The sequence below is a fragment of the Brevibacterium sp. JSBI002 genome, from assembly GCF_026013965.1.
GTDB lineage: Bacteria > Actinomycetota > Actinomycetes > Actinomycetales > Brevibacteriaceae > Brevibacterium.
This window is the reverse complement of sequence record NZ_CP110341.1, coordinates 3,293,775-3,315,215: the sequence shown is the minus strand read 5'-3', so window position 1 is coordinate 3,315,215 and position 21,441 is coordinate 3,293,775. Positions and strand designations below refer to the sequence as shown.

Sequence of the window (21,441 nt, the reverse complement as noted above, 5' to 3'; positions counted from 1 at the left end):
CGCCCCGGCGCCATGTTTCAACGGAAGGAAGTCAATGCCCACCGTCGCCAGAAACATCGTCGATACCCTCGTAGCCAGCGGAGTCAAGCGCGTCTACGGAATCCCGGGTGACTCGCTCAACGGATTCACCGATGCGCTGCGCGTCAACCCGCAACTCGAATGGGTTCACGTCCGCCACGAGGAAGCCGCCTCCTTCGCCGCCAGCGGCGAGGCCGCCCTGACCGGTGAACTCGCGGTCTGCGCGGGCAGCTGCGGACCCGGCAACCTCCACCTCATCAACGGGCTCTTCGACGCCCAGCGCTCGCGGGTCCCCGTGCTGGCCATCGCCGCACAGATCCCCAGCGACGAGATCGGCTCGAACTACTTCCAGGAGACCCATCCGACCGAGCTGTTCCGCGACTGCAGCGTCTACGTTGAGAACGTCTCCTCGGCCGAACAGATGCCCCGCCTGCTGCGCATCGCCATGCGCGAAGCCATCGAGAAGCGCGGCGTGGCCGTCCTCGTCATTCCCGGCGACGTCGGCCTGGCCGACATCGATGCCGCCGCCGAGGAGGTCAGGTCCTACCCGTCGCACGTGGTCCCCGCTGCGTCCCAGATCGAAGCCGCGGCCAAGGCCCTCAACAAGGGCAAGAAGACGACGATCCTCGCCGGTGCCGGCACCGAAGGTGCGCACGACGAGCTGCTCGCCATCGCCGAGAAGCTCCAGGCTCCGATCGTCCATTCGCTGCGCGGCAAGGAGTTCGTCGAATACGACAACCCCTATGACGTGGGCATGACCGGTCTGCTCGGGTTCTCCTCCGGCTACGCCGCGCTGAAGGACTGCGATTCCCTGCTCATGCTCGGCACCGACCTGCCCTACCAGCAGTTCTACCCAGAGGACGCGACTGTCATCCAGGTCGATGTGCGCGGCTCTCAGATCGGGCGGCGCACGAAGGTCGACATTCCGCTGGTCGGAACGGTCGCCGACACCATCGAAGCGCTGCTGCCGCAGATCAAACCCAACCGCAGCAGCACGCATCTCAAGGCGCTGACCAAGCACTATCAGAAGACCCGCAAGGATCTCGACGAGCTGGCCACACCGTCGAAGCGGACGATCCATCCGCAGTACCTCACCCGGCTCATCGACGAGATGGCCGATGACGATGCGGTGTTCATCCCGGACGTCGGCTCACCGGTGGTGTGGGCAGCCCGCTACCTGACGATGAACGGCAAGCGCCGTCTCATCGGCTCCTTCAGCCACGGGTCCATGGCCAATGCCCTGTCCCAGAGCGTCGGCGTGCAGGCGGCGTACGAGGACCGGCAGACCATCGCGCTCGCCGGCGACGGCGGACTGACCATGCTGCTGGGCGAGCTCATCACGCTCACCCAGAACAAGCTGCCGGTGAAGACGGTCGTGTACAACAACTCCTCGCTCAACTTCGTCGAGCTCGAGATGAAGGCCGCCGGCTTCGTCACCTTCGGCACGGAGCTCGAGAATCCGAACTTCTCCACCATCGCCGAGGCGGTCGGAATCAAGGGCTTCCGCGTCGAGAAGTCCAAGGACCTGCCGAAGGTCGTCAAGGAGTTCCTGGCCTACGACGGGCCCGCGGTCCTCGACGTCGTCACCGAACGCCAGGAGCTGTCGATGCCGCCGTCGATCACCGTCGAGCAGGCGAAGGGCTTCGCGCTCTACGCCATCCGCACGGTGCTCTCGGGCAAGGGCGACGAACTCATCGACCTGGCGCGAACGAACCTCCGCCAGCTGTTCTGAGCTGAGCAAGGTCGCGGGCCTGCGCCGCCGGCGCAACCTGCCGCACAGCACGATAAGTGTGCGCAGATTGCCACTTGGGACATCCAAACGGGCAATCTGCGCACACTTATCTGTTGGGAAGCAGGTTCTGCGGTCCGATCGGTCTGAGGAAGCCGGGGTCGGCCGACCCACTCACCCGAGGCGGCCCCCGCCACTCAGCCCTGCGCAGATCTGAGGGTACGGCGCCAGGGCCTGAGCGGTGACGAGGGCTGCGGTCATCGCCTCATGTCCCTTGTCCTCGACCGATCCCTCGAGCCCGGCGCGGTCGAGTCCCTGCTGTTCGGTGTCGCAGGTCAGTACGCCGAAGCCGACGGGTTTGCCGGAGTCGATGGCGACCCGGTTGAGGCCGTCGGTGGCGGCTTGGCAGACGTAGTCGAAGTGCGGAGTGCCGCCGCGGATGACCACACCGAGGGCGACGACCGCGTCGACGTGCGGTGCCAGTCGGGCGGCGGCGACGGGCAGTTCGAAGCTGCCGGGCACACGAATGAGCGTGGCTTCGGCTCCGGCCTCGGCGGCGGCGCGCTGAGCCCCGTCGACGAGTCCGTCCATGATCTGGGTGTGCCAGGAGGCGGCGACGATGGCGACGCGCAGGTCAGCGGCGTCGACGGTGAGTTCTGGTGCTCCGGAATGAGCCATGATCGTGTCCTTTGTTCGAAGGCTCCGCAGAGCCTGGTTCGGGTGTTGTGTGGGTGCGCGGGTTTTCAGCTGGCGACGGCCCCGGCGCTGCTCGGGCTTGCCCCGACGGTGCCGGATGTGCCCGTGACCTCCGGGAGCGAGAGCACGTGGTGCATGCGTTCGCGCTTCGTGGCCAGGTAGTGAGTGTTCTCCGGCCGCGCCGCGACCTCGAGCGGAACCACGGCTTCCACCGTGATGCCCAGCTCTTCGAGAGCCGAGGTCTTCGCCGGGTTGTTCGTGAGCAGGCGGATGCGAGTCAGCCCGAGTGAGCGCAGGATGGTCGCCGCGGCACGGTAGTCGCGGGCGTCGTCGGTGAATCCGAGGTCCCGGTTCGCATCGACGGTGTCCCGCCCCTGATCCTGCAGAGCGTAAGCGCGCAGCTTGTTGCTCAGCCCGATTCCGCGACCCTCGTGACCGGTCAGATAGAGCACCGCCCCACCGTGTTCGGCAATGAGGCCGAGCGCCAGGTCGAGCTGCTCACCGCAGTCACAGCGATGCGAACCGAAGACATCCCCGGTCAGGCACTCCGAATGCAGCCGCACGAGAGGCGCCGGACCCGCTGCGTCGGAATCCGGGGACCCCGCAAACACGCCGAGGTGGTCATGCCCGTTGATCGTGAACGCGCGGGCCCGCAGGCTGCCGTGCTCCGACGGCAGAGCCACCTCCGCGGTCGCTTCTGCCGATCCGTTCCCGCCAGGGGCACCGGAAACCGTCGACGAGGCGGCCGCCTCGGTGCGGGAATCATCCGCAGTCGACGCCGCGGCTGCGGCTGGTGACAGAGCTGCGGACGACGACAGGGCCGCCGCGGAGTCGCCCGACGCATCCGCATCACGCAGCTCGAGGTAGGCGATGAGCTGTTCGATCGAGACCATGACGAGGTGGTGGGCGTCGGCGAAGTCGCGCACCGCGTCGAAGCGCATCATCGAACCGTCGTCGTGGACCACCTCGGCGATCATCGCCACCGGCTGCGCACCGGCCAGGCGCGCGAACTCGACTCCGGCCTCGGTGTGACCTGGACGTTCGCGGACCCCGCCGTCTTTCGCGATGAGGGGGAAGATGTGGCCGGGCCGCGAGATGGCTGCCGGATCAGGATCTGCGGCGGCGAGGACTCGACCGGTCTCGGCGCGTTCGGCGGCGCTGATGCCCGTGGTCACCCCGACCGCATCGCAGCTGACGGTGTAGGCGGTGCCCTTCGGATCCTCGTTGTCGGTGACCATCGGCGGCAGACGCAGGGACGCGGCTCGGTCGGCGGTCATGGGTGCGCAGATGACGCCCGAGGTGTGCCGGACGAAGAAGCCCATCGTCGTGGGATCGGCGAACTCGGCGGCCATGATGAGGTCACCCTCGTTCTCCCGATCCTCATCATCGACGACGAGGATGGGTCGGCCGGCGGCGACGGCTGCGATGGCCGCATCGATGGGATCGAGGCGGCTGGCGTGGGCGATGGGATCAGTCATGATCGACTCCTTGCTGGGTGTTGTTCGAAAGCGATGAGTCCGCCGAGGAGGGGCTCGAGTGAGTGGGGACTGCGTCGGCGGCGCCGCCATCGGTGCGGAAGGACAGGAGGCGTGCGGTGTACTTCGCGAGCACGTCGACCTCGACGTTCACGGCCGCGCCTACCGGCAGCTCGCCGAACGTCGTGTGTGCCAGGGTGGCTGGAATGAGGCCGACCTCCACCCACGCCGAGGGTGCGCTCGGTTCGGACACGGCCGTGAGCGTCAGCGACACACCATTGAGCGCGATCGACCCCTTGATCGCGGTCAGCGGTGCGAGGTCGTTCGGGATCCCGATGCGCAGGGTCGACCAGTCGGGTCGGTCGATGCGGTTAAGGAGTTTGCCGCGTCCGTCGACGTGTCCTTGGACGACATGCCCGTCGAAGCGCCCCGAGGCGGGCGTGCAGCGTTCCAGGTTGACGCGGTCGCCCGTGGTCAAGGTGCCGAGTCCGGTCAGGCGCAGGGTCTCGCCCATGACCTCGGCGGTGAATAGGCCGGGACGCTGCTCGGTGGGCCACCTCGTCGAGGTCAGGCAGACTCCGTTGACGGACAGCGAGCCGCCGAGGTCGAGGTCGGCGACGAGGGGGCCGGCGTCGATGGTGATCGCGGCCGAATCGTTCGTGTGCTCGATGGACTCGACGGTGCCGAGTTCTTCGATGATTCCGGTGAACATGTGACTCCAGATTCTGAGGCGGTGGTCGGTGGTGGTTGGGGGAGTGCGGCGGCTACGTACCTGGTTCGGGGGAGCCGGTTTCGACAGGTTCCGGATCCGCAGTTGTGAAGTGCAGCAGGAAGTCCGGGCCGAGCCGTGACACCGCCTGTGTCTCCGTGTCGTCGGGGATCAGCTGCAGCGCCTCGGACAGGGTGCCGATGTCCAAGCCGTCGACGCTGCTGCGGCCGGGGCCGATGAGCAGCGGAGCCTGATAGCAGAAGACCTCGTCGACGATCCCTGCGGAGAAGAACGCGCCCAGCACCGTCGGCCCGCCTTCGACGAGGAGGTGGCGCACTCCTGCGGCGTACAGTTCGTCCAAGGCCGAACGGACATCGGGGGAGCGCAGCTGCAGAGTGTTCGGGTTGAGGGCGAGAAACGATGTGACAGGCAGTTCCGAGGTACCGAGCACGACGGGCCGCGGCTGGTCGTCGAGCGCGATTCCGTCCGGGCCGCGGGCATTGAGACGCGGATCGTCGGCCACGGCGGTGCCGGTGCCGACGAGGACGGCATCGACGCGTGAGCGGACCTCGTGAGCGTGTGCGCGAGACTCCGCGGAGGTGATCCACTGACTGGTTCCATCGGCGGCGGCGACGGCCCCGTCGAGGCTCTGTGCGATCTTCGCCGAGACGAACGGGCGGGTCTCGGCCGTCGACCGGACCCAGCGGGAATTGAGAGCGCGGGAGTCCTCTTCGTGCAGTCCCGAACGGACCGTCAGCCCCGCCTCGGCGAGGGTCTGTCCGCCGCCCGCGGCCAATGGGTTCGGATCGGGGGCGGCGAAGACGACGGAGGGGATCGCAGCGTTGATGATCGCCTCGGTGCAGGGGCCGGTCCGGCCATGATGGGCGCAGGGCTCGAGCGTGACGAACAGCGTCGAGGTGGTCAGATCGATGTCGAGGTCGTGGGCGGTGGTGATCGCGTCCACCTCGGCGTGGGGCGTGCCCGCACCTCCGTGGTGACCGGTGACGATCTGCCCGTCGGCTGTCAGGATTGCCGCGCCCACCAGCGGATTCGCTCCGCGAACACCTTCGCGGGCCGCATTGAGGGCAGCGGTCATCGCCGCGGATTCGAGGTCCGTGAATTCCGCTGCGTCGCCTGGCTGCGCGCCCATGAAAAACCTCCCGAGCCTTCGCCGGGAGGGAGGATATTGCGGGTGCAACCATCAGGGCGTCTCAGTCGCGTGCGACGGTGCGGTCGATTGCACCAGACACAGCGGCCGAGGCCACCATGCTCCTCCCATCCAGACTCTGACTGTCGGTTTCGGAATTTCACCGAATCAACCGCCTGCACGAATGCGAGCGGCTCGCGGACTATGACCGCCGGTACGGAATTTCACCGTCCCCGGAACATGTGAGGCCAGAGTAGCATGACCATCACCGAGGCGGCCGTGAGGTCCGTCACATGGTGACATCTGGGTGGGGCTGCGCTCGCGGTGACCATGATTTGCCGAAATGCATAACCCGGGTATATAAATAAGTTATGGATGATGTGGATTCGGCTGAACTCGTGTCGCGGCTCGTTGTCGTCTCGTCGCGCCTGACCAGAGCGTTTCGACGAGTGATCGGCAATGAGAACTCGCTGGCGGCGCTGCGTGCGCTCGCAGTCGTCGAGCAGTATCAGCCCGTACGGGTGGGCCATTTCGCGCAAGGATATCTGAGCTCTCAGCCCGCGGCGACGAAACTCCTCGCCAGACTCGAAGAAGCCGGACTCGTCGTGCGCGAACCCAGTCCCACGGACGGCCGGGCGTCGCAGTTCTCTCTCACCGAAGCCGGACGGGCGAGGCTGGCGGAGAACCGGTCGATCATGATCGAGCAGATGCAGCCCTACTTCGAGTCGCTGAGCGTCGAGGAGCGGCAGAGCGTCGATCGTGCGCTCGGACTGGTCTCGGACTTCCTCAAGGACCGTCACCCGGTCGACGGCGTCGACGAACCCGACGACGAATCGGACTCCGACTCGGCCGCGGGCTAGCCGCAGCGCACACCTCAGTTTTTCAACCTCGCTTCCGAAGCGGACTTCGCAAGCGGAACGCACCATAGGAAAGGAGACGCGACCAGCAGATGAGAGCGCCAGCAGACAACGAAACACCAGGGGACGAAACACCCGGCGATTCCGGGGCGGGAGCGTCGATCCTTCGCCAGCCGCGTGCCGTCTGGGCGGTCGCGTTCGCCGCGGTCATCGCCTTCATGGGCATCGGCCTGGTCGATCCGATCCTGCCGGCTATCTCGGCCGAGCTCGACGCCAGCCCCGCCCAATCGATGCTGCTGTTCACCAGCTACCTGTTCATCACCGGCGGAATGATGTTCTTCACGAGCTTCCTGTCCTCCCGCATCGGTGCGAAGACCACACTGCTCATCGGTCTCGTACTCATCGTCGCGTTCGCGGCTCTGGCCGGATTCTCCGGTTCCGTCGACCAGATCATCGGCTTCCGTGCCGGTTGGGGTCTGGGCAACGCGCTGTTCATCTCCACCGCTCTGTCGACGATCGTCGGTGCTGCGTCCGGTGGTGCTGAGAAGGCGATCATCCTCTACGAGGCGGCTCTGGGCGTGGGCATCGCCACCGGGCCCCTGCTCGGCGGACTCCTCGGCGGCATTTCGTGGCGGGGGCCGTTCTTCGGCACCGCCGTGCTCATGGCGATCGGCTTTATCGCCATCATCGTTCTGCTGCCCAGCGGCACGAGCTCGAACGGAGCTTCGGCGGAGCCGATCAGGCTCAGCGCCACCTTCCGTGCGCTGGCTCGCCCGGGTGTGGCCATCCTCGGTGTCTCCGCTCTGCTCTACAACTTCGGCTTCTTCATTCTGCTGGCTTACAGCCCGTTCCCCGTCGAGGCTGCCGCCGCGAAGATGGGCATGGAGGACTTCGGGGCCATGGGTCTCGGCTACGTCTTCTTCGGCTGGGGCATCTGCGTGGCGATCACCTCGGTGTTCGGCGCTCCCGTGCTGACCAAGCGGATCGGGCGTCGTCGCAGCCTCATCGTCACCCTGGTCGCACTGGCCGTGCTGCTTGGCGTGATGTCCTTCCTCGTCGAGTCGCTGGCCGGAATCATCGTCTGCATCATCGTGGCCGGCATGCTTCTGGGCGTGCTCAACACGGTGTTCACCGAATCAGCGATGGAGGTCAGCGACCTGCCTCGTCCGGTCGCCTCGGGGACCTATTCGGGTGTGCGTTTCATCGGCGGTGCCGTGGCGCCGATCGTCGCCGGTGCGGTATCGGAATCCATCAGTGCGGGATCTCCGTACCTCTTCGGTGCGGGGGCTGTGCTGCTGTCGGTCGTCGTCATCTCACTCGGTTGGAAGAAGCTGCGTCGAGTCGACGGGCATATCGATGAGTCACCGGTCGACGAGGCTTATGCCCTCACCGGAGGCGATGCCTGAGTCTCACGTCCGTTTCGAGGCTGGGCACCCGGGACTGAACCCGATGTCGAGTGCGGCGCCCGCGCAGACAGTTGATCTGTGCGGGCGCCGTTTCCGTGTCCGGAGCATGACTAGTGAGTGAATCAAGAGCTGTGTTGCAGATCTGAAACCGGTTCGACAAATGATCGACGGAGAGCCTAGGGCAGAATAGATTTCGCGCAATCTGAAGATCGACTGAGAGAACTCTGCTTATCGACGACGGAATGCGACCAGAAACGTCACCTACAGATGAAGGTCATCATGTCCTACGACGCGAATGCAGCATACAACTCCGACGCACCGGGTCAAGGGGCGCCAGGAGCCGGAGTGCCGGCCGGCCAGGGCTACGGAGGGCAGGGCTTCGGAGGTCAGGCCTACGGTGGCGCACCCCGTGGTGCGGCCAGCCCCGATGACCTCTCACTGCCGCTCTACGGCGCATCCTTCGGCCAAGCCGTCAAGCGCTTCTTCAAGAACTACGCGAAGTTCAGCGGGCGGGCCTCGCGCAGTGAGTTCTGGTGGGCGACGCTGTTCTGCGTTCTCGTTGCGCTGGTGCCCTACATTCTCGTCGTCATCGGAGCCGTGATGATGGCGACGTCTGCTTCCGCCGATCCCTACGGCGGCGGGGCGCCCTCAGGCGGCGGCGTTGCACTGATGGGCATCGGCGGAGTCCTTCTCGGCGTGTTTTTCCTGGCCACGATCGTGCCGTCGATCGCTGTCTCCTGGCGCCGCCTCCATGATGCAGGCTTCTCCGGCCTCTTCTACCTGCTCACCCTCACCTCTATCGGCGGAATCGTTGTGCTCGTCATGGAGATCATGCCGCCTAAGCCCGAGGGGCAGCGTTTCGACGCCTGATTTCGAGGTCTGACTGCGGCGCCTGTGCTCGGACGGAGCATCACGTCTAGTTGCTGATACGCAACACAGCTGCGCAGCCATCATGCCCCGTCAGTGTCATCTCGCACCTTTGCATCGGTGCAAGATGCCGCCGGCGGGGCGTTGTGCTGCCGGGAGGGCGCATTGCGAGGACCGGGGTGAGGTGCGACGTGTGGTGGGAATGGAACTCGGTGGTGCCCGATGCGCGACTGCAATCCCCTCGCCGAGCCGACCCGACGTCGGCGCCGATTGCTGATTTTCTGACACGCCCCGCCGAGGAGGTCCGACGGATCAGCGACTGCGGAGGGCTCTGACGAATGAGGTGACCATGGTGACGAAGACCATCGCCCAGACCGCTAGTCCGAGCCAGAACCAGTGCTGGCCGACCAGTTCGATCGCCGGCACACGACCCGGGCGGCCCAGATGCATGCTCGCCGCCGTTCGCATGCCCAGCAGGAAGCTCATGCTCCACAGTCCGGCCGAATAGGTCATCGGCAGCGTATGGACGGCATGTCGCCAGATTCCCCCGGCGACGATCCCGGTCGCCCTCACCGAGGCCCAGCGTTGAAGGGCTCAGTCCCACCGTCTGTGCATTCCGGTGGGATTGCGATCGGCCGTGCTCATTCTCTCCTCATTCTCGTCGCCGTATGACAACGGACATCGACGTCTTCGCTAGTGCGACCCCACCCCTGAAATCGCCTTGCAGTCCCGGCCGTCTAGAGGGCGCCGCGGTCCCATCGAAAGACCGCACGGACTCTGTGCAGGAAACCGATGTGCAATTCGTGACAACTGGGTCTTCTCGGGTCACTCTCCCACTATTTCCATGAGAGAATTCATTGGAGTTACCAATGGGTAATTTCGCATGAAGTCGCCCGTTGGGCACCCCCCACGTGCCGGTAGTGGCGTATTCTGCAGTCACCTGCGCGGTGCAGAATTCTTCGGCACTGACCGGAGCGACGAAGGCACAGACGATTGGGAGCGATGGCTATGGAGAGCACGACGGACACTCTCGCCGAGGACGCCGACATCGACGCGCCGGCGGTCTCGCTGCGCGGCTGGTCCCTGTCCGGAAAACAGGGCGATGTGTTCACCGATATCGACCTCGAGGTGCCGACCGGCGCCATCGCCGTCGTCCGCGGGCCCGCCGGCAGCGGCAAGACCTCTCTCCTCCTGTCCTTGGCTGGAAGGATGCGGGTCTCCGCGGGGGAGGGCCGCCTCGGCGCTATCGATATCCGCAAGCAGGCCCGCACCGTGCGCGGGCGGGTTGCGGTCGGACATATCGGCGGGCTGACGGATCTTGAGGACGATTTCACGGTCGCTCAGCACGTCGCCGAACGACAGATCATGCTGCAGCCCTGGTATAAGCCGTGGGCGTCGAAATCGACATTGCGCGAGGTCATCGGCCTCATCCGGGACACTTTCACCACGGCCGGTGAGATGATCGACGAACTCCCGCCGGGGACGTTCTCGAAGCAGGACGCCCAGTGCGCGGACTTCCTCATCGACGATGACGGAGAGGTATTCGTCTCCGAGCTGAGCGAGCTGCAGAAATTCTTCCTCGAATTCGGGCTGGCAAGCCTCAGCCGCCCACCTGTCGTCGTCATCGACAACATCGACTACCTGCGCGAATCCGCCGACCGAGCCCGTGCTTGGGCCGGGATCCTCATCTACCAGCAGCTGCGCAGATCACGGGATCCCCAGGACCTGCTCACGGTCATCGTCTCCTGCGAGGACTCGAGTGAACTCGACATCGCCACCAGGTCGCTCGGCTCCCGCGCGGAGCCGTCGATTGTCGACCTCGAACTGCCGCCCCACCCTCCCGCTCATCGCGGGTCCGAACACTGAACTTCCTGCCCACGTATACGAATCCGAGGAGATTCCTGAATGTTCTCCCTGCCCTGGTTAGAACTCTCACGATTCAAACGCCACACGATCACGCGCTTGGCGATGATCGTCATCATCGTCATTCCGTCGATCTACGGTGGGCTCTACCTGGCCTCGAATTGGGACCGGCCGGGCACCTCGACAAGCTGCAGGCAGCGATCGTCAACGAGGATACCGGCGCCGAGAAGCCCGACTCGGACGGAGAGAAGCTCGACGCCGGTCAGGAACTCGTTGACGAGATCACGCCGAAGGGCGAAGGCGGATTCGACTGGCAGGAGACCAGCCAGAAAGAAGCCGACGAGGGGCTGGCTGAAGGGAAGTACTTCGCGGTCCTCGAGATCCCCTCGGACTTCTCCGAGATGCTCGTGTCGACCGGCGGTGACGATCCGGAGCAGGCAGGGCTGCGGCTGCGCACCGACGACGCCCACAACTTCATCGTCGGGCAGATGGCCGGGACCATCCTCTCCGAGATCAAGGACGGACTGAGTAAGACGACGACCGCCGAGTACGTCAACCAGGTGTATCTCGGATTCAACGATATCCACTCCGAGACGGAGAAGGCCGCGGAGGGTGCGGCCGAACTGCACGACGGAGCAGGCCAGCTCCACGACGGCACCGGAGAGCTCGTGGACGGGACGACGAAGCTCGACAAAGGAATCGGAACGCTGCAGACAGGACTCATCGACCTCGACGACGGTGCGGGAGAGCTGAAGAAAGGCAGCGGCGACCTCTCCGACGGAGCCGATACCCTGGCGAAATCCACCACCGAGGCGAAGAACGGCTCGAAGAAACTCGCCGACGGTGCCGGGCAGGTCGCCGACGGCACCTCCGAGCTGCGCGACACCGCCGATGAGGCGACGAAGAAAGCCGAGGACGTCAAACGCAAGGCCGACGACGTCGTCGACGGAGCGCGACCGAAGCTCGAGCGCGCCGAAGGGGACTTCGACGACGCCCGCACCACCGTGCGCGGGGACATGGACGACCGGATCAAGCAGCTGCAGGAGGACTATCCGGACGACCCGAACGTCAAGAAACTCGCCGAGGATGCCAACGGCCTCGGCGAGGACCTCGATTCCGCGCACAAGCGCGCCTCCGATGCCAAGGATGAAGCCAAGAGCCTCGAGGACAAGCTGACCGACGCGGTCGACGGGGTGATGGACAAGATCCGCACGGCGGATAAGAAGATCGGTCAGCTCGACGACGGAGCGCAGAAGGTCGCGACCGGTGCCGACGACCTCCACTCCGGGCTGATCAAGCTCGACGCAGGCGCGGGAAAGCTCGCCAAGGGAGCGGGTGACCTCCATGACGGTGCCGTCCAGCTCAAGGACGGCACGGCGAAGGCCAAGGACGGAGCCGGTGATCTCAAGGACGGTTCGGAACAGCTCGTTGACGGGTCGACCGAACTCGACAAGGGCGCGGGCAAACTCGATGACGGCTCCGGCGAACTCGCCGATGGTCTGCAGAAGGGACTCGAGCAGATCCCGACCTATGACAAGAAGGACCGGGAGAACCGTTCGGATGTCGTGGCTGTTCCCGTCGATGCAGACAAGGTCAAGGACAACGCGGTCGACGCCTACGGCGAGGGACTGTCCGCGTTCTTCGTCTCCTTGGCCCTGTGGATCGGCGGAATGATCACCTATATGGTCATCAACGCCATTCCATATCGGGCGCTGTTCTCATCGGCGACTTCGTCGCGCATCGCCTGGGCCGGCTACGTTCCCGGGCTGCTCTTCGGTATCGCTCAAGTCGCAGTTCTCTATGCGATCCTCGCATTCACCTTGGACTTCTCGGCCGGAGCGTGGCTGTGGACGCTGCTGTTCTCGATGCTCGCGGCGGCGTGTTTCCACTCCGTGCACCAGTTGTGTGTCGCGGCCTTGGGCGGTGTCGGCAGACTGATCGCCCTGGTCCTGCTGATGCTGCAGATCGCTTCGGCAGGCGGAACCTATCCGGTGGAGACGGCACCGAAGATCTTCCAGATCATCTCGCCGTTCCTGCCGATGACGCACGCGGTCAAGGGCCTGCGGACCCTGGTCGCCGGCGGCGACATGTTCATCGCCGCGCAGGCGGCAGTGGTCCTGCTGCTGATGACTGCAATCTGCCTGGTCGCCACAACCGTGGTCTGCAGTCGCAAGCGTATGGTCACTCTCACTCAGCTCCACCCGAGCCTGCAGCTGTAGGCCGGGCTTATTGCGAGGCCTCCCAGGGGCCCCGCCCCAGCGGTCACTGGGGTGCCAGGGCGCTGCCAGCGGCTGGCGCCAGACGCTATTTGCGCATTGTTGGGTCGATCGACGGTGTTTTCGCGAGGTGAAACGCCGCGGATCGACCCAACAATCCAGCGATGCCCGGTGGGGAGGTGCTCGAGCAGGCGCCGCCGAGGTGTTGGGACCCTCCCTGGTGCAAGCTGCGGGTGTCAGCAGCGCAAGGAGTGGGGTCGTCGCCCGCATCGCGGGCGTAGGCCGCAGTTCAGCCGCCGAGGTAGCGCAGATACCGCTGAGGGTCGTGGAGGAAGCGGCGCCAGTGATCGACCATGTCGAGGTCCTCCCATCGGGATTCGCGCAAGCCCCAGTCGCCGACCTCGACGATCTTCGCTTCTGTGGCTCGGGCGAGGATGGGCGAGTGGGTGGCCATGACTGTCTGCAGGCCCTTCCGCTGGCGTTCGCGGATGAGCTGAAGAAGAGTCAGCGAGGCCGTGAACGACAGGGCGCTCTCCGGCTCGTCGAGGATCCACAGTCCCAGGTCCATGAAACGGCCCGTGAGCATGTCGACGAACATTTCGCCGTGCGATCGCTGGGCATAGTGATGGCCGCGCATCGAACCTACGCTCATGAGATAGGCCATGTTCTCGTGCATCGTTTCGGCGCGGAGGAAGAATCCGCTGCGGTTCGTTATCGCTGCACGGACGATCTGCAAGTGCTCGCTCAGCTCGGGAGGAGCCTCGACGTGATCGCGCACCTCCAGCTCCCACCTCGGAGACTTCCCAGCTACCCCAGCGCCAGCCGCGCGGCCAGCAGCACGAGCACGACGGCGATGATGACGTCGAGGACCTGCCAGACCCGCGGCCGTCCCAGGTAGCGGGAGAGCCCGCGGGCACCGTAGCCGATGACGAGGAACCAGCTGATCGAGCCGAGCATCGCCCCGAATGTGAACGGCCATACCCCCTCCGGGCCCTGCTGATTCGCGAGGTTTCCGAGCATAACGACGGTGTCGATGTAGACACCGGGGTTGAGGAACGTCAACGCCAGAGTGGTGACGATGATGGACTTGAGGGTCCGCTGGTGTGTGTCCGCCTCCAGCCCAGTTGCTTCGCGCGCCGATTTCAGGCTCGTCCACGCGAACCACAGCAGGTAGGCCACACCCAGCCAGCGCAGGACCTCGAGCGCCCACGGCGCCAGCAGCACGATCGCCCCGATCCCCACCGTGCCCGCCGCGATGAGCAGCACGTCGGCGACGATGCAGATGGTGACGACGACGCCGAGGTGCTCGCGCCGGATCCCCTGCCGCAGCAGGAGTGCGTTCTGCGGGCCGACGGCGATGATGAGGGACCAGCCGGTGAGGAGTCCGGTGAAGAAATGAGTGAGCACGGACTCAACAGTAGAGACCGACTGATCAGAAGAAAAACAACAGAATACACATCTGATGCACAATTGCTTCATGAACATCGAGCACGTCAAGGCCCTCGCCGCCGCTGTCGACGAAGGCACCGTCGAAGGGGCGGCCTTCGTTCTCGGCATCACCGCCTCGGCGGCGAGCCAGCGCATCCGCACGCTCGAGTCCCGCCTCGGGCAGGTGCTCATCCGACGAACGAATCCGATCACCGTCACCGAGGCGGGGCAGGCGATCCTCCGTTATGCCAGGCAGGTCGAGCTGCTCGAGTCCGAGGCGCTCGACCGGCTGCACGGCATTGACGCCGACTCCCTCGGGCCGGGCGGATCCGGTGACCGGGGTCGTGAGCCTACCGTGCTCCGGGTGGGGGTGAATGCCGATTCGATGGCGACGTGGTTTCGCCCGATCTTCGCCGAGGCGGCCGGCTGGGACGATGTCGTCCTTCGCATCGAGATGGTCGACCAGGACAAAGCGCTGCCGCTCTTGGTATCGGGGGAGGTGCTCGGCACGATCACCTCGACGGCGACTGGCGGGTACGGGACCACGGTCGCCGAGCTCGGGACGATGCGCTACACCGCCGTGGCCGAACGTTCCCTCTTCGATCGGCACTCCACCGGCACCGAGGCGGATCTGGCCGAGTTGCCGATGGTGAATTTCGGACAGGACGACGACCTGCAGTTCGAATTCCTCCGCCGCTGCGGTGTCGACGGTCGACCGCCGATGTCGGTCGTGCCGGGGTCAGCGGAGTTCGCAGCCGCGGTGGAGGCGGGCCTCGGTTGGGGGATGGTTCCGGTCATGCAGCTCGACGGTCTCGAAGCCGACCTCGTCGAGATCGGCACGAAGCCGCATATCGACGTCCCGCTGTACTGGCACCACTGGACGCTGGCTTCGGACAAGCTCTCTCGCCTGACCGACGCGCTGCGCCGCGCGGCCGCCGACATGCGGTGAGCGGGTGAGGCCGCTTCCCCTTACGCTGGGTGGGCGAAATGGTCACGGGATTCTGCGCGAAGCGTGACCAAAACGACCATCCAAGAAGTTCTGCAGCCTCTGAGAAGTCGCGGTGCGCGGGCACGAAGTGGCGGAGTGGCGGCCGATCAGGAGCTGAGGAGCTTGCTGATCGTCCACTTGACCTGCTCATGTGCGGCGTCGACTGTCATGGCCTCGGGCGAGATGATCGAGTGCAGGGCGATGCCGTCGACGGTCGTGAAGAGCGCTGTGGCGGTCGATGCCACCTCGGTGGGGTCGAGGTATCCCTCCTCGGAGAGCAGATTCAGCCAGCGATGCAGGCTGTCGTAAGTGACGCGGTGACCGTGTTCGAGGAGGCGCCGGGACACTGCCCGCTTCTCCGCCCCGAGGGCATGCAGGTGCATGGAGAACCAGGTTTCGAGCTGCACATCTCGATGCTCATGGGTCGGCAGGAACTGGGCGCAGCACTCATAGAGCCGGTCGGTCGGGGCGCGGTTCACATCAGCGATGGAGAAGTCCTTGACGACGGTGTCGATCGAGCGCCTCGCGACTGCTTCGTGGAGGTCTGCCTGGGTGGGGAAGTAATGGCGCAGCGTCGATGGTCCGACCCCTGCTTCCTTGGCCACGGCGCGCACGCTGAGGTTCGCCTGTCCTGGCTGCGACCCCTCGGCCAGGCGGATGGCTGCGGCGACGATGTCGTCTCGCTTTGACAACCGGGCTCCTCGCTTCATTGACAACGATGCTTTCGCTCAGTGTATAGTACGTTGTACTAGTACGGTGTGCCAAGGCGTCGAAACGGCGCGGCAGGAACAGTGTGCTGACCCGACCAGAGGACCCGAACGGAAGAAGAGAGAGCCCTCATGATCGACAGTCTGCAGGAATTCGCCGGAAACATCCCCGACTGGCTGCAGTGGGCGGGCGTACTGCTCGTCTCGGCCATCCCCTTCGTCGAGTCGTATTTCGGCGCAGTCATCGGTGTCGCGATCGGACTCCACCCCGTGGTCGCCATCCTCATGGCCATCGTCGGCAATGTCATTTCGATGCTCGCCTTCGTCTACGGGGCAGGTGCAATCCGCGACAAGGCGACGAAGAACAAAGAGGTCGAGGAGAAGCCGAAGAGACAGCGGCTCAAGCGCATGTTCGACAAATTCGGCGTGCCGGGAGTCTCGCTGCTCGGCCAGACGCTCCTGCCCTCGCAGATCACATCGTCCGCGATGGTCGGCTTCGGCGCGAACCGCAACGCCGTAGCCTTCTGGCAGGTCATCTCGATCATCCTCTGGGGCATCCTTTTCGGCGTGCTCACCACCCTGGGCATCGAGCTCGCCCTGCGCTGAGGAACGGCCGTTCGGTCAGGTCGTGTCACACCCTCCACTTAGACTGGCCCCATGACGGAATCCACCCCGACATCCCCGCCTCTTGCAGGCTCGCCCGGCGCCCCTGACGATTTCGCGATCGAGGCGCAGCGCATCCTCGCCGAACTCACCGCAAACCCGAACGCGCAGTTCCGCGACGGCCAGCTCGAGTCGATCCGCGACCTCGTGCAGGCGAAGAAGCGCGTCCTCGTCGTCCAGCGCACCGGCTGGGGCAAGTCCGCCGTGTACTTCGTCGCCACTCGGATGCTCCGAGCCTCAGGCACCGGGCCGAGCCTCATCATCTCCCCGCTGCTGGCGCTCATGCGCGACCAGATCGCCGCGGCCGAACGTGCCGGAGTCCGTGCCGCCAGCCTCAATTCCTCGAACGTCACCGAATGGGATTCCGTGCTCGAGGACCTCAAGGCCGGCAGCCTCGACGTTCTCCTCGTCTCCCCGGAGAGGCTGAACAATCCGCAGTTCCGCGACGAAGTGCTGCCGCAGCTGCTGGCCTTCCTCGGCCTCATCGTCGTCGACGAAGCCCACTGCATCTCCGACTGGGGCCACGATTTCCGCCCCGACTACCGTCGCATCGGCCGGATCCTGTCCGAACTGCCTCGCGATACTCCGGTGCTCGCGACGACAGCGACCGCGAACTCCCGCGTCGTCACCGACGTCGCCGAACAGCTCGGCGACGACACCACCGTCGTCCGCGGCGAACTCGCTCGCGATTCCCTGCGCCTCGGTGTCCTCCCCGGGCTCGACGCGAGTGCCCGCATCGCCTGGCTGGCCTCCCATCTGGGCGACTTCACCGGGTCCGGGATCGTCTACACGCTCACCGTCTCCGCCGCCGAGGACATCACCCGAATGCTGCGCGAACAGGGCCACGAAGTTCGCGCCTATACGGGCCGGACCGATGCAGAAGAACGCGCGGAGCTCGAGCAGCAGCTCAAGGACAATCGGATCAAGGCGCTGGTGGCCACCTCGGCGCTCGGCATGGGATTCGACAAACCCGACCTCGGTTTCGTCATCCATATCGGCGCGCCGTCGTCGGCCGTGGCCTACTACCAGCAGGTCGGTCGCGCCGGCCGCGCCACGGACTCCGCCGATGTCCTCCTGTTGCCCGGCGCAGAAGACGAACAGATCTGGGAGTACTTCGCGACCGCATCGATGCCGAACCAGGACGATGCGAACGCCGTGCTCGCCGCCCTCGCCGAGGCGGACGGCCCCCTCTCCGTGGCCCGCTTGGAGACCTTGGTCGGAACCAAACGCTCCCGACTCAACTTGCTGCTCAAGACCCTCGAAGTCGAAGACGCGGTGTCGAAGGTCAAGGGCGGGTACGTCTCAACCGGGCTGGGGTGGACCTACGACCGGGAACGGTACGAAAAGGTCGCGGCCGTCCGCGCCGAAGAGGCCCAGGCCATGCTCGATTATGAGGCGACAGAGCAGTGCCGGATGGAGTTCCTCATCCGTCAGCTCGACGATCCCGACCCGAAACCCTGCGGTCGTTGCGACAACTGTGCGGGAGTGTGGTTCTCTGCCGAGATCTCCGACGAACAGCGCCAAGCGGCGGCCGGTAACCTGCACAAGATCGGTCTACCGATCGAGCCGCGCAGCACCTGGCCCAGCGGCCTGGCCAACATCGGGGTCCCGCTCAAAGGTCGAATCCCTGCTGAAGAGCTCGCCGAGGAGGGACGTGCCATCGCCCGCCTGTCCGACCTCGGGCAGGGGCAGACCCTGCGGTCGTTCCTCGCGCCTGACGCTCCCGACGCCGAGGTGCCCGGTCAGATCGGCAAGTGGTGTCTTGAAGTACTGGCGCAGTGGGAATGGAGAACACGGCCCGAGGTGGTCGTGTCGATCCCGAGCAATCGCCGTCCCGTGACGGTGCGGTCTCTGGGCGCGAATCTCGCCGTGGCCGGTCGGCTCGTGGACGGTGGTGAGCTGCTGCAGGTCGGCGACCACGGCACACCTGATGTCAACAGTGCCTTCCGCGTCAAGGACCTCTACGAAGCCTTCGTTGTTCCTCCGGAGGTCGAGGAGGCAGTGGCCGGGAAGTCAGTGCTGCTCGTCGACGACGAGGTCGTCTCGCGGTGGACGATGACGGTGTGCGCACGGTTGCTCCGGCAGGCAGGAGCTACCTCGGTGCTGCCGTTCGCGCTCGCTCTGCGGGCCTGAGGTCGCGGAGCACGACAGGGAAGACCGCTGCGGCGGCGATCTCCTCAGCCTGCGGCTTGAGGAGATCGCCGCCGCAGCGGATCACATCGATTGGTGACGGTCACAGATTCTGCTGCAGCTGGAACGTCGCGCCTTCCGGATCGGTGACCGTGACGATGCGTCCGTACGGGGAGTCTTCCGGACCGGCGAGCACCTTGCCGCCGAGCTCGGTCACCTTCGCTGCCGAGGCATCGGCGCCTTCGACGTTGAAGTAGGTGCGCCAATAGGAATTCTGTGCCCACTCGCTGGCGTCACAGATCCCGGCCACAGCCGCGTCACCGTCGCCGTGCGTCGAGTACGGGAAGCCCTCCATCGGAGTGATGTCGAATGAGAAGACCTTGGCGTAGAAATCATTCGCTGCCTGGTAGTTCGTCGTCATGAGCTCGAACCACACGGGAGTTCCCGGTGAGAGCGGAGTATCGAAGCCGGAGAACTCACCGGGCTGCCACATGCCGATGGGCGAACCAGTCGGATCGACGACGACGGCCATCTGGCCGAGCGGGCCGACGGGCATCGGGCCGACGACGTCCGCACCACCGGCACCCAACGCTGCCTGGTGGACTCCGGCGATGTCCCCAGTGTGCAGGTAGGTCGACCAAGCCGTGGGCATCTCCGGACTCGGAGTGCCGTCCATGTTCATGGCGCGCATGGCGCCGCCGACGTTGCCGCCGTCCTTCGTGATCATGTTGTAGTGGCCGAAGTCCTCACCCATGTCGGTGAATTCCCAGCCGAAGAGCTGATTGTAGAAGTTCTGGGCGGCCTCGAAGTCCTGGCAGACATAGTCGATCCAGATCGGCTGGCCTTCGCGGGGGTTGGCAGGCATTGCGTCTCCTCTTGTGATGGGTGGAGGTGAGTTGCAGTGAATGGTGCCGACGGCAGCGGGATGACCCTACTGCCAAGCGCACGTGAAATCCGCGAAGCAGTCGGTCAGCGCCGCCTGCAGAAGCGGACCGAAGGTCACGCGCCCGACCCCGAGCTCAGCGAGCTGTGAGAGGTCGAGTTCTTCGGGCACCGCGCCCTTGATCGGGTGCGCGGTGACATTGAGCGGCAGAGTGATCTGCGCGAGGATCGACTTGAGTGTGCCCACATCGGGCAGACGGACGGGGTAGACGGAGTCCGCGCCGGCGTCGGTGCACAGACGCAGACGTCGGACCGCCTCGGCGGTGGGGTCTTCGAAGTCGCCGGGATATTTGAACACGTCGGTGCGGGCGTTGATGACGACGTGGACCCGTTGAGCCTCGGCTGCTTGGCGCAGGCTCCAGATGTATTCGGCGTGCTCCTCTGGGCTGCGCATACTGCCCCGACTGTGGACCGTGTCCTCGATATTCACACCGACCGCTCCGGCGTCGAGGAGACCGGCGATGAGTTCGGGAGCGGGGGTGTCGTATCCGGATTCGAGATCCGCGGTGACGGGAACATTCACCGCCGAGGTGATCCGTGAGATCCCCTCGAGCGCTTGCTCGAGCGTCATCTGCTCACCGTCGCCGTGACCGAGCGAATCGGCGAGCGGGTGCGATCCGATGCTCAAAGCGTTGAAACCGACATCGACCATCGCACGAGCCGACCAGGCGTCCCAGACGGTCGGCAGCACGAGAGGTTCGTCCTGGTGATGTCCCTGCAGAAGGGTGAAAGCGCGTTCGGCGAGAACCGTGTAATCGACCATGGTCAATACTTTTCCACTGTTGTGCCTCGACACGCCAGGGGTCGGACTGGTTCACCAGAAGGTTTCAGGCAGGCGCAGTGATAGCGTGAACAACATCCGATGTCGCCGTACGGAGGAGCAGAGGTGGCCGGTTCGGGCACCATCCGCGTTTCGCCCAAACCCGAGCGGGTATGGGCACTCCTCGCCGTGCTTGCCGGCATTGCCACGATCCTCATCGAGATTCCCGCGGCGCTGATGTCCGAAGGCGGCTATTCGTTCACTCAGCAGCCCATCAGCCATCTGGGGATGACCGGATGCGGGGACTGGGGAGACGTCGGTACCCCGATCGAGGTCTGCTCACCGGCTCATCCCTTCGTCAACGGTGTTTCCATCATCGCCGGATCGATGCTCGCGATCATCGCCTTCATCTGGCACGACTGGATCGCCCCGAGTCGCTGGGGCAGGTGCGGGTCCTTCCTGCTCGCCGCCGGCGGAATGCTGTTGGCCGGAACCGGGATGGTCCCCGCCGATATCGATCCGACTCTGCATGCTGTCTTCGGTTTCGGCGGATCCGCAATCCAGAATCTCGGTCTGCTCGCGGCGGGCATCGCCTTGATCCGTTGGCCCGAGAAACGTTGGATCGGTCCCGTCGCATTCGGTGGACTCACGCTCGGACTGGGCGCGTTCGGTCTCGCCGGAGCACTGTTCCTGGCCGCTCCCGATACCTGGAACCTGCCGGTCGGGATCGTCGAGAGAGCCGCGTCCTACCCGTTCCTCATCTGGTTCATCCTCGCCGGATGGATGCAGCTGCGCGACGCCTCCAGGCGAAAACGCGAACTCGCCTCCGGGCGTTGAAGC

At 65.3% G+C, this 21,441-nt stretch carries 20 protein-coding genes and 1 riboswitch; of the genes, 10 read left to right on the top strand and 10 right to left on the bottom strand.

What is annotated here, in order from left to right:
- Positions 1-34 precede the first annotated feature (34 nt).
- Positions 35-1,750, top strand: coding sequence for a ubiquinone-dependent pyruvate dehydrogenase (gene poxB, locus LJ362_RS15040; RefSeq protein WP_264799832.1), 1,716 nt, complete (start codon positions 35-37; stop codon positions 1,748-1,750).
- 171 nt (positions 1,751-1,921) lie between these two features.
- On the opposite strand, the gene ribH is transcribed toward poxB, so the two are convergent.
- The 4 genes from ribH to ribD all read right to left on the bottom strand — a co-directional run bounded on the left by ribH (position 1,922) and on the right by ribD (position 5,777).
- Positions 1,922-2,425 (bottom strand): 6,7-dimethyl-8-ribityllumazine synthase, encoded by a 504-nt coding sequence (gene ribH / locus LJ362_RS15035; RefSeq protein WP_264799831.1) that lies wholly within the window; start codon positions 2,423-2,425, stop codon positions 1,922-1,924.
- A gap of 65 nt (positions 2,426-2,490) precedes the next feature.
- A complete protein-coding gene (ribA, locus tag LJ362_RS15030; protein ID WP_264799830.1) occupies positions 2,491-3,921 on the bottom strand; it encodes a GTP cyclohydrolase II in 1,431 nt (476 codons plus the stop codon).
- Positions 3,914-4,630, bottom strand: coding sequence for a riboflavin synthase (locus LJ362_RS15025; protein ID WP_264799829.1), 717 nt, complete (start codon positions 4,628-4,630; stop codon positions 3,914-3,916). The genes ribA and LJ362_RS15025 overlap by 8 nt, the downstream gene beginning before the upstream one ends.
- Positions 4,631-4,682: 52 nt before the next feature.
- Positions 4,683-5,777 carry a bifunctional diaminohydroxyphosphoribosylaminopyrimidine deaminase/5-amino-6-(5-phosphoribosylamino)uracil reductase RibD gene (ribD, locus tag LJ362_RS15020; RefSeq protein ID WP_264799828.1) on the bottom strand — a complete coding sequence of 365 codons (1,095 nt, stop codon included), beginning with the start codon at positions 5,775-5,777 and terminating at the stop codon, positions 4,683-4,685.
- A 113-nt stretch (positions 5,778-5,890) separates the two neighbouring features.
- Positions 5,891-6,019, bottom strand: a riboswitch (FMN riboswitch).
- Positions 6,020-6,145: 126 nt separating this feature from the next.
- Here ribD and LJ362_RS15015 point away from each other — a divergent pair.
- From LJ362_RS15015 to LJ362_RS15005, 3 genes are all read left to right on the top strand, one after another.
- Positions 6,146-6,634, top strand: coding sequence for a MarR family winged helix-turn-helix transcriptional regulator (locus LJ362_RS15015; RefSeq protein ID WP_264799827.1), 489 nt, complete (start codon positions 6,146-6,148; stop codon positions 6,632-6,634).
- 89 nt (positions 6,635-6,723) lie between these two features.
- On the top strand, positions 6,724-8,037 hold the full coding sequence (locus tag LJ362_RS15010; RefSeq protein ID WP_264799826.1) for an MFS transporter: 1,314 nt from the start codon (positions 6,724-6,726) through the stop codon (positions 8,035-8,037).
- Between the two features lie 279 nt (positions 8,038-8,316).
- On the top strand, positions 8,317-8,907 hold the full coding sequence (locus LJ362_RS15005) for a DUF805 domain-containing protein (protein ID WP_264799825.1): 591 nt from the start codon (positions 8,317-8,319) through the stop codon (positions 8,905-8,907).
- 309 nt (positions 8,908-9,216) lie between these two features.
- On the opposite strand, the gene LJ362_RS15000 is transcribed toward LJ362_RS15005, so the two are convergent.
- Positions 9,217-9,477, bottom strand: coding sequence for a hypothetical protein (locus LJ362_RS15000; protein ID WP_264799823.1), 261 nt, complete (start codon positions 9,475-9,477; stop codon positions 9,217-9,219).
- Positions 9,478-9,912: 435 nt separating this feature from the next.
- On the opposite strand from LJ362_RS15000, the gene LJ362_RS14995 reads away from it, so the two are divergent.
- The gene (locus LJ362_RS14995; protein WP_264799822.1) at positions 9,913-10,770 is read left to right on the top strand and encodes an ATP-binding cassette domain-containing protein; all 858 of its coding nucleotides are present in this window, start codon (positions 9,913-9,915) and stop codon (positions 10,768-10,770) included.
- Positions 10,771-10,928: 158 nt separating this feature from the next.
- The gene (locus tag LJ362_RS14990; RefSeq protein ID WP_264799821.1) at positions 10,929-12,986 is read left to right on the top strand and encodes a YhgE/Pip domain-containing protein; all 2,058 of its coding nucleotides are present in this window, start codon (positions 10,929-10,931) and stop codon (positions 12,984-12,986) included.
- A 286-nt stretch (positions 12,987-13,272) separates the two neighbouring features.
- Here the strand turns inward: LJ362_RS14990 and LJ362_RS14985 are convergent, their stop codons facing one another.
- Both LJ362_RS14985 and LJ362_RS14980 read right to left on the bottom strand, forming a co-directional pair.
- A complete protein-coding gene (locus tag LJ362_RS14985) occupies positions 13,273-13,761 on the bottom strand; it encodes a hypothetical protein (protein WP_264799820.1) in 489 nt (162 codons plus the stop codon).
- 29 nt (positions 13,762-13,790) lie between these two features.
- A complete protein-coding gene (locus LJ362_RS14980) occupies positions 13,791-14,390 on the bottom strand; it encodes a LysE/ArgO family amino acid transporter (protein ID WP_264799819.1) in 600 nt (199 codons plus the stop codon).
- 70 nt (positions 14,391-14,460) lie between these two features.
- Between LJ362_RS14980 and LJ362_RS14975 the strand changes: the two genes are divergently transcribed.
- A complete protein-coding gene (locus tag LJ362_RS14975) occupies positions 14,461-15,360 on the top strand; it encodes an ArgP/LysG family DNA-binding transcriptional regulator (protein WP_264799818.1) in 900 nt (299 codons plus the stop codon).
- A gap of 146 nt (positions 15,361-15,506) precedes the next feature.
- On the opposite strand, the gene LJ362_RS14970 is transcribed toward LJ362_RS14975, so the two are convergent.
- Entirely contained in the window at positions 15,507-16,091 is a 585-nt protein-coding gene (locus tag LJ362_RS14970; protein ID WP_264799817.1) for a TetR/AcrR family transcriptional regulator, read from the bottom strand.
- 147 nt (positions 16,092-16,238) lie between these two features.
- Here LJ362_RS14970 and LJ362_RS14965 point away from each other — a divergent pair, with 147 nt between their 5' ends.
- Both LJ362_RS14965 and LJ362_RS14960 read left to right on the top strand, forming a co-directional pair.
- A complete protein-coding gene (locus LJ362_RS14965) occupies positions 16,239-16,712 on the top strand; it encodes a hypothetical protein (protein ID WP_264799816.1) in 474 nt (157 codons plus the stop codon).
- A 51-nt stretch (positions 16,713-16,763) separates the two neighbouring features.
- A complete protein-coding gene (locus tag LJ362_RS14960) occupies positions 16,764-18,902 on the top strand; it encodes a RecQ family ATP-dependent DNA helicase (RefSeq protein WP_264799815.1) in 2,139 nt (712 codons plus the stop codon).
- Between the two features lie 100 nt (positions 18,903-19,002).
- On the opposite strand, the gene LJ362_RS14955 is transcribed toward LJ362_RS14960, so the two are convergent.
- Both LJ362_RS14955 and LJ362_RS14950 read right to left on the bottom strand, forming a co-directional pair.
- Positions 19,003-19,764: a VOC family protein gene (locus LJ362_RS14955; RefSeq protein WP_264799814.1), complete on the bottom strand. Its 762-nt coding sequence runs from the start codon at positions 19,762-19,764 to the stop codon at positions 19,003-19,005.
- A gap of 66 nt (positions 19,765-19,830) precedes the next feature.
- Positions 19,831-20,604 carry an isocitrate lyase/PEP mutase family protein gene (locus LJ362_RS14950; protein WP_264799813.1) on the bottom strand — a complete coding sequence of 258 codons (774 nt, stop codon included), beginning with the start codon at positions 20,602-20,604 and terminating at the stop codon, positions 19,831-19,833.
- A gap of 99 nt (positions 20,605-20,703) precedes the next feature.
- On the opposite strand from LJ362_RS14950, the gene LJ362_RS14945 reads away from it, so the two are divergent.
- The gene (locus LJ362_RS14945; RefSeq protein WP_264799812.1) at positions 20,704-21,438 is read left to right on the top strand and encodes a DUF998 domain-containing protein; all 735 of its coding nucleotides are present in this window, start codon (positions 20,704-20,706) and stop codon (positions 21,436-21,438) included.
- Positions 21,439-21,441 lie beyond the last annotated feature (3 nt).

Bases quoted from the DNA above. Each gene is read 5' to 3' on its own strand.
- ribD (WP_264799828.1), bottom strand. From the start codon at position 5,777: ATGGGCGCGCAGCCAGGCGACGCAGCGGAATTCACGGACCTCGAATCC.
- poxB (WP_264799832.1), top strand. From the start codon at position 35: ATGCCCACCGTCGCCAGAAACATCGTCGATACCCTCGTAGCCAGCGGA.
- LJ362_RS15005 (WP_264799825.1), top strand. From the start codon at position 8,317: ATGTCCTACGACGCGAATGCAGCATACAACTCCGACGCACCGGGTCAA.
- LJ362_RS14960 (WP_264799815.1), top strand. From the start codon at position 16,764: ATGACGGAATCCACCCCGACATCCCCGCCTCTTGCAGGCTCGCCCGGC.
- LJ362_RS14950 (WP_264799813.1), bottom strand. From the start codon at position 20,604: ATGGTCGATTACACGGTTCTCGCCGAACGCGCTTTCACCCTTCTGCAG.
- LJ362_RS14975 (WP_264799818.1), top strand. From the start codon at position 14,461: ATGAACATCGAGCACGTCAAGGCCCTCGCCGCCGCTGTCGACGAAGGC.
- LJ362_RS15015 (WP_264799827.1), top strand. From the start codon at position 6,146: ATGGATGATGTGGATTCGGCTGAACTCGTGTCGCGGCTCGTTGTCGTC.
- LJ362_RS14955 (WP_264799814.1), bottom strand. From the start codon at position 19,764: ATGCCTGCCAACCCCCGCGAAGGCCAGCCGATCTGGATCGACTATGTC.
- LJ362_RS14995 (WP_264799822.1), top strand. From the start codon at position 9,913: ATGGAGAGCACGACGGACACTCTCGCCGAGGACGCCGACATCGACGCG.
- LJ362_RS14945 (WP_264799812.1), top strand. From the start codon at position 20,704: ATGTCGCCGTACGGAGGAGCAGAGGTGGCCGGTTCGGGCACCATCCGC.
- ribH (WP_264799831.1), bottom strand. From the start codon at position 2,425: ATGGCTCATTCCGGAGCACCAGAACTCACCGTCGACGCCGCTGACCTG.
- ribA (WP_264799830.1), bottom strand. From the start codon at position 3,921: ATGACTGATCCCATCGCCCACGCCAGCCGCCTCGATCCCATCGATGCG.
- LJ362_RS15010 (WP_264799826.1), top strand. From the start codon at position 6,724: ATGAGAGCGCCAGCAGACAACGAAACACCAGGGGACGAAACACCCGGC.
- LJ362_RS15025 (WP_264799829.1), bottom strand. From the start codon at position 4,630: ATGTTCACCGGAATCATCGAAGAACTCGGCACCGTCGAGTCCATCGAG.
- LJ362_RS14965 (WP_264799816.1), top strand. From the start codon at position 16,239: ATGATCGACAGTCTGCAGGAATTCGCCGGAAACATCCCCGACTGGCTG.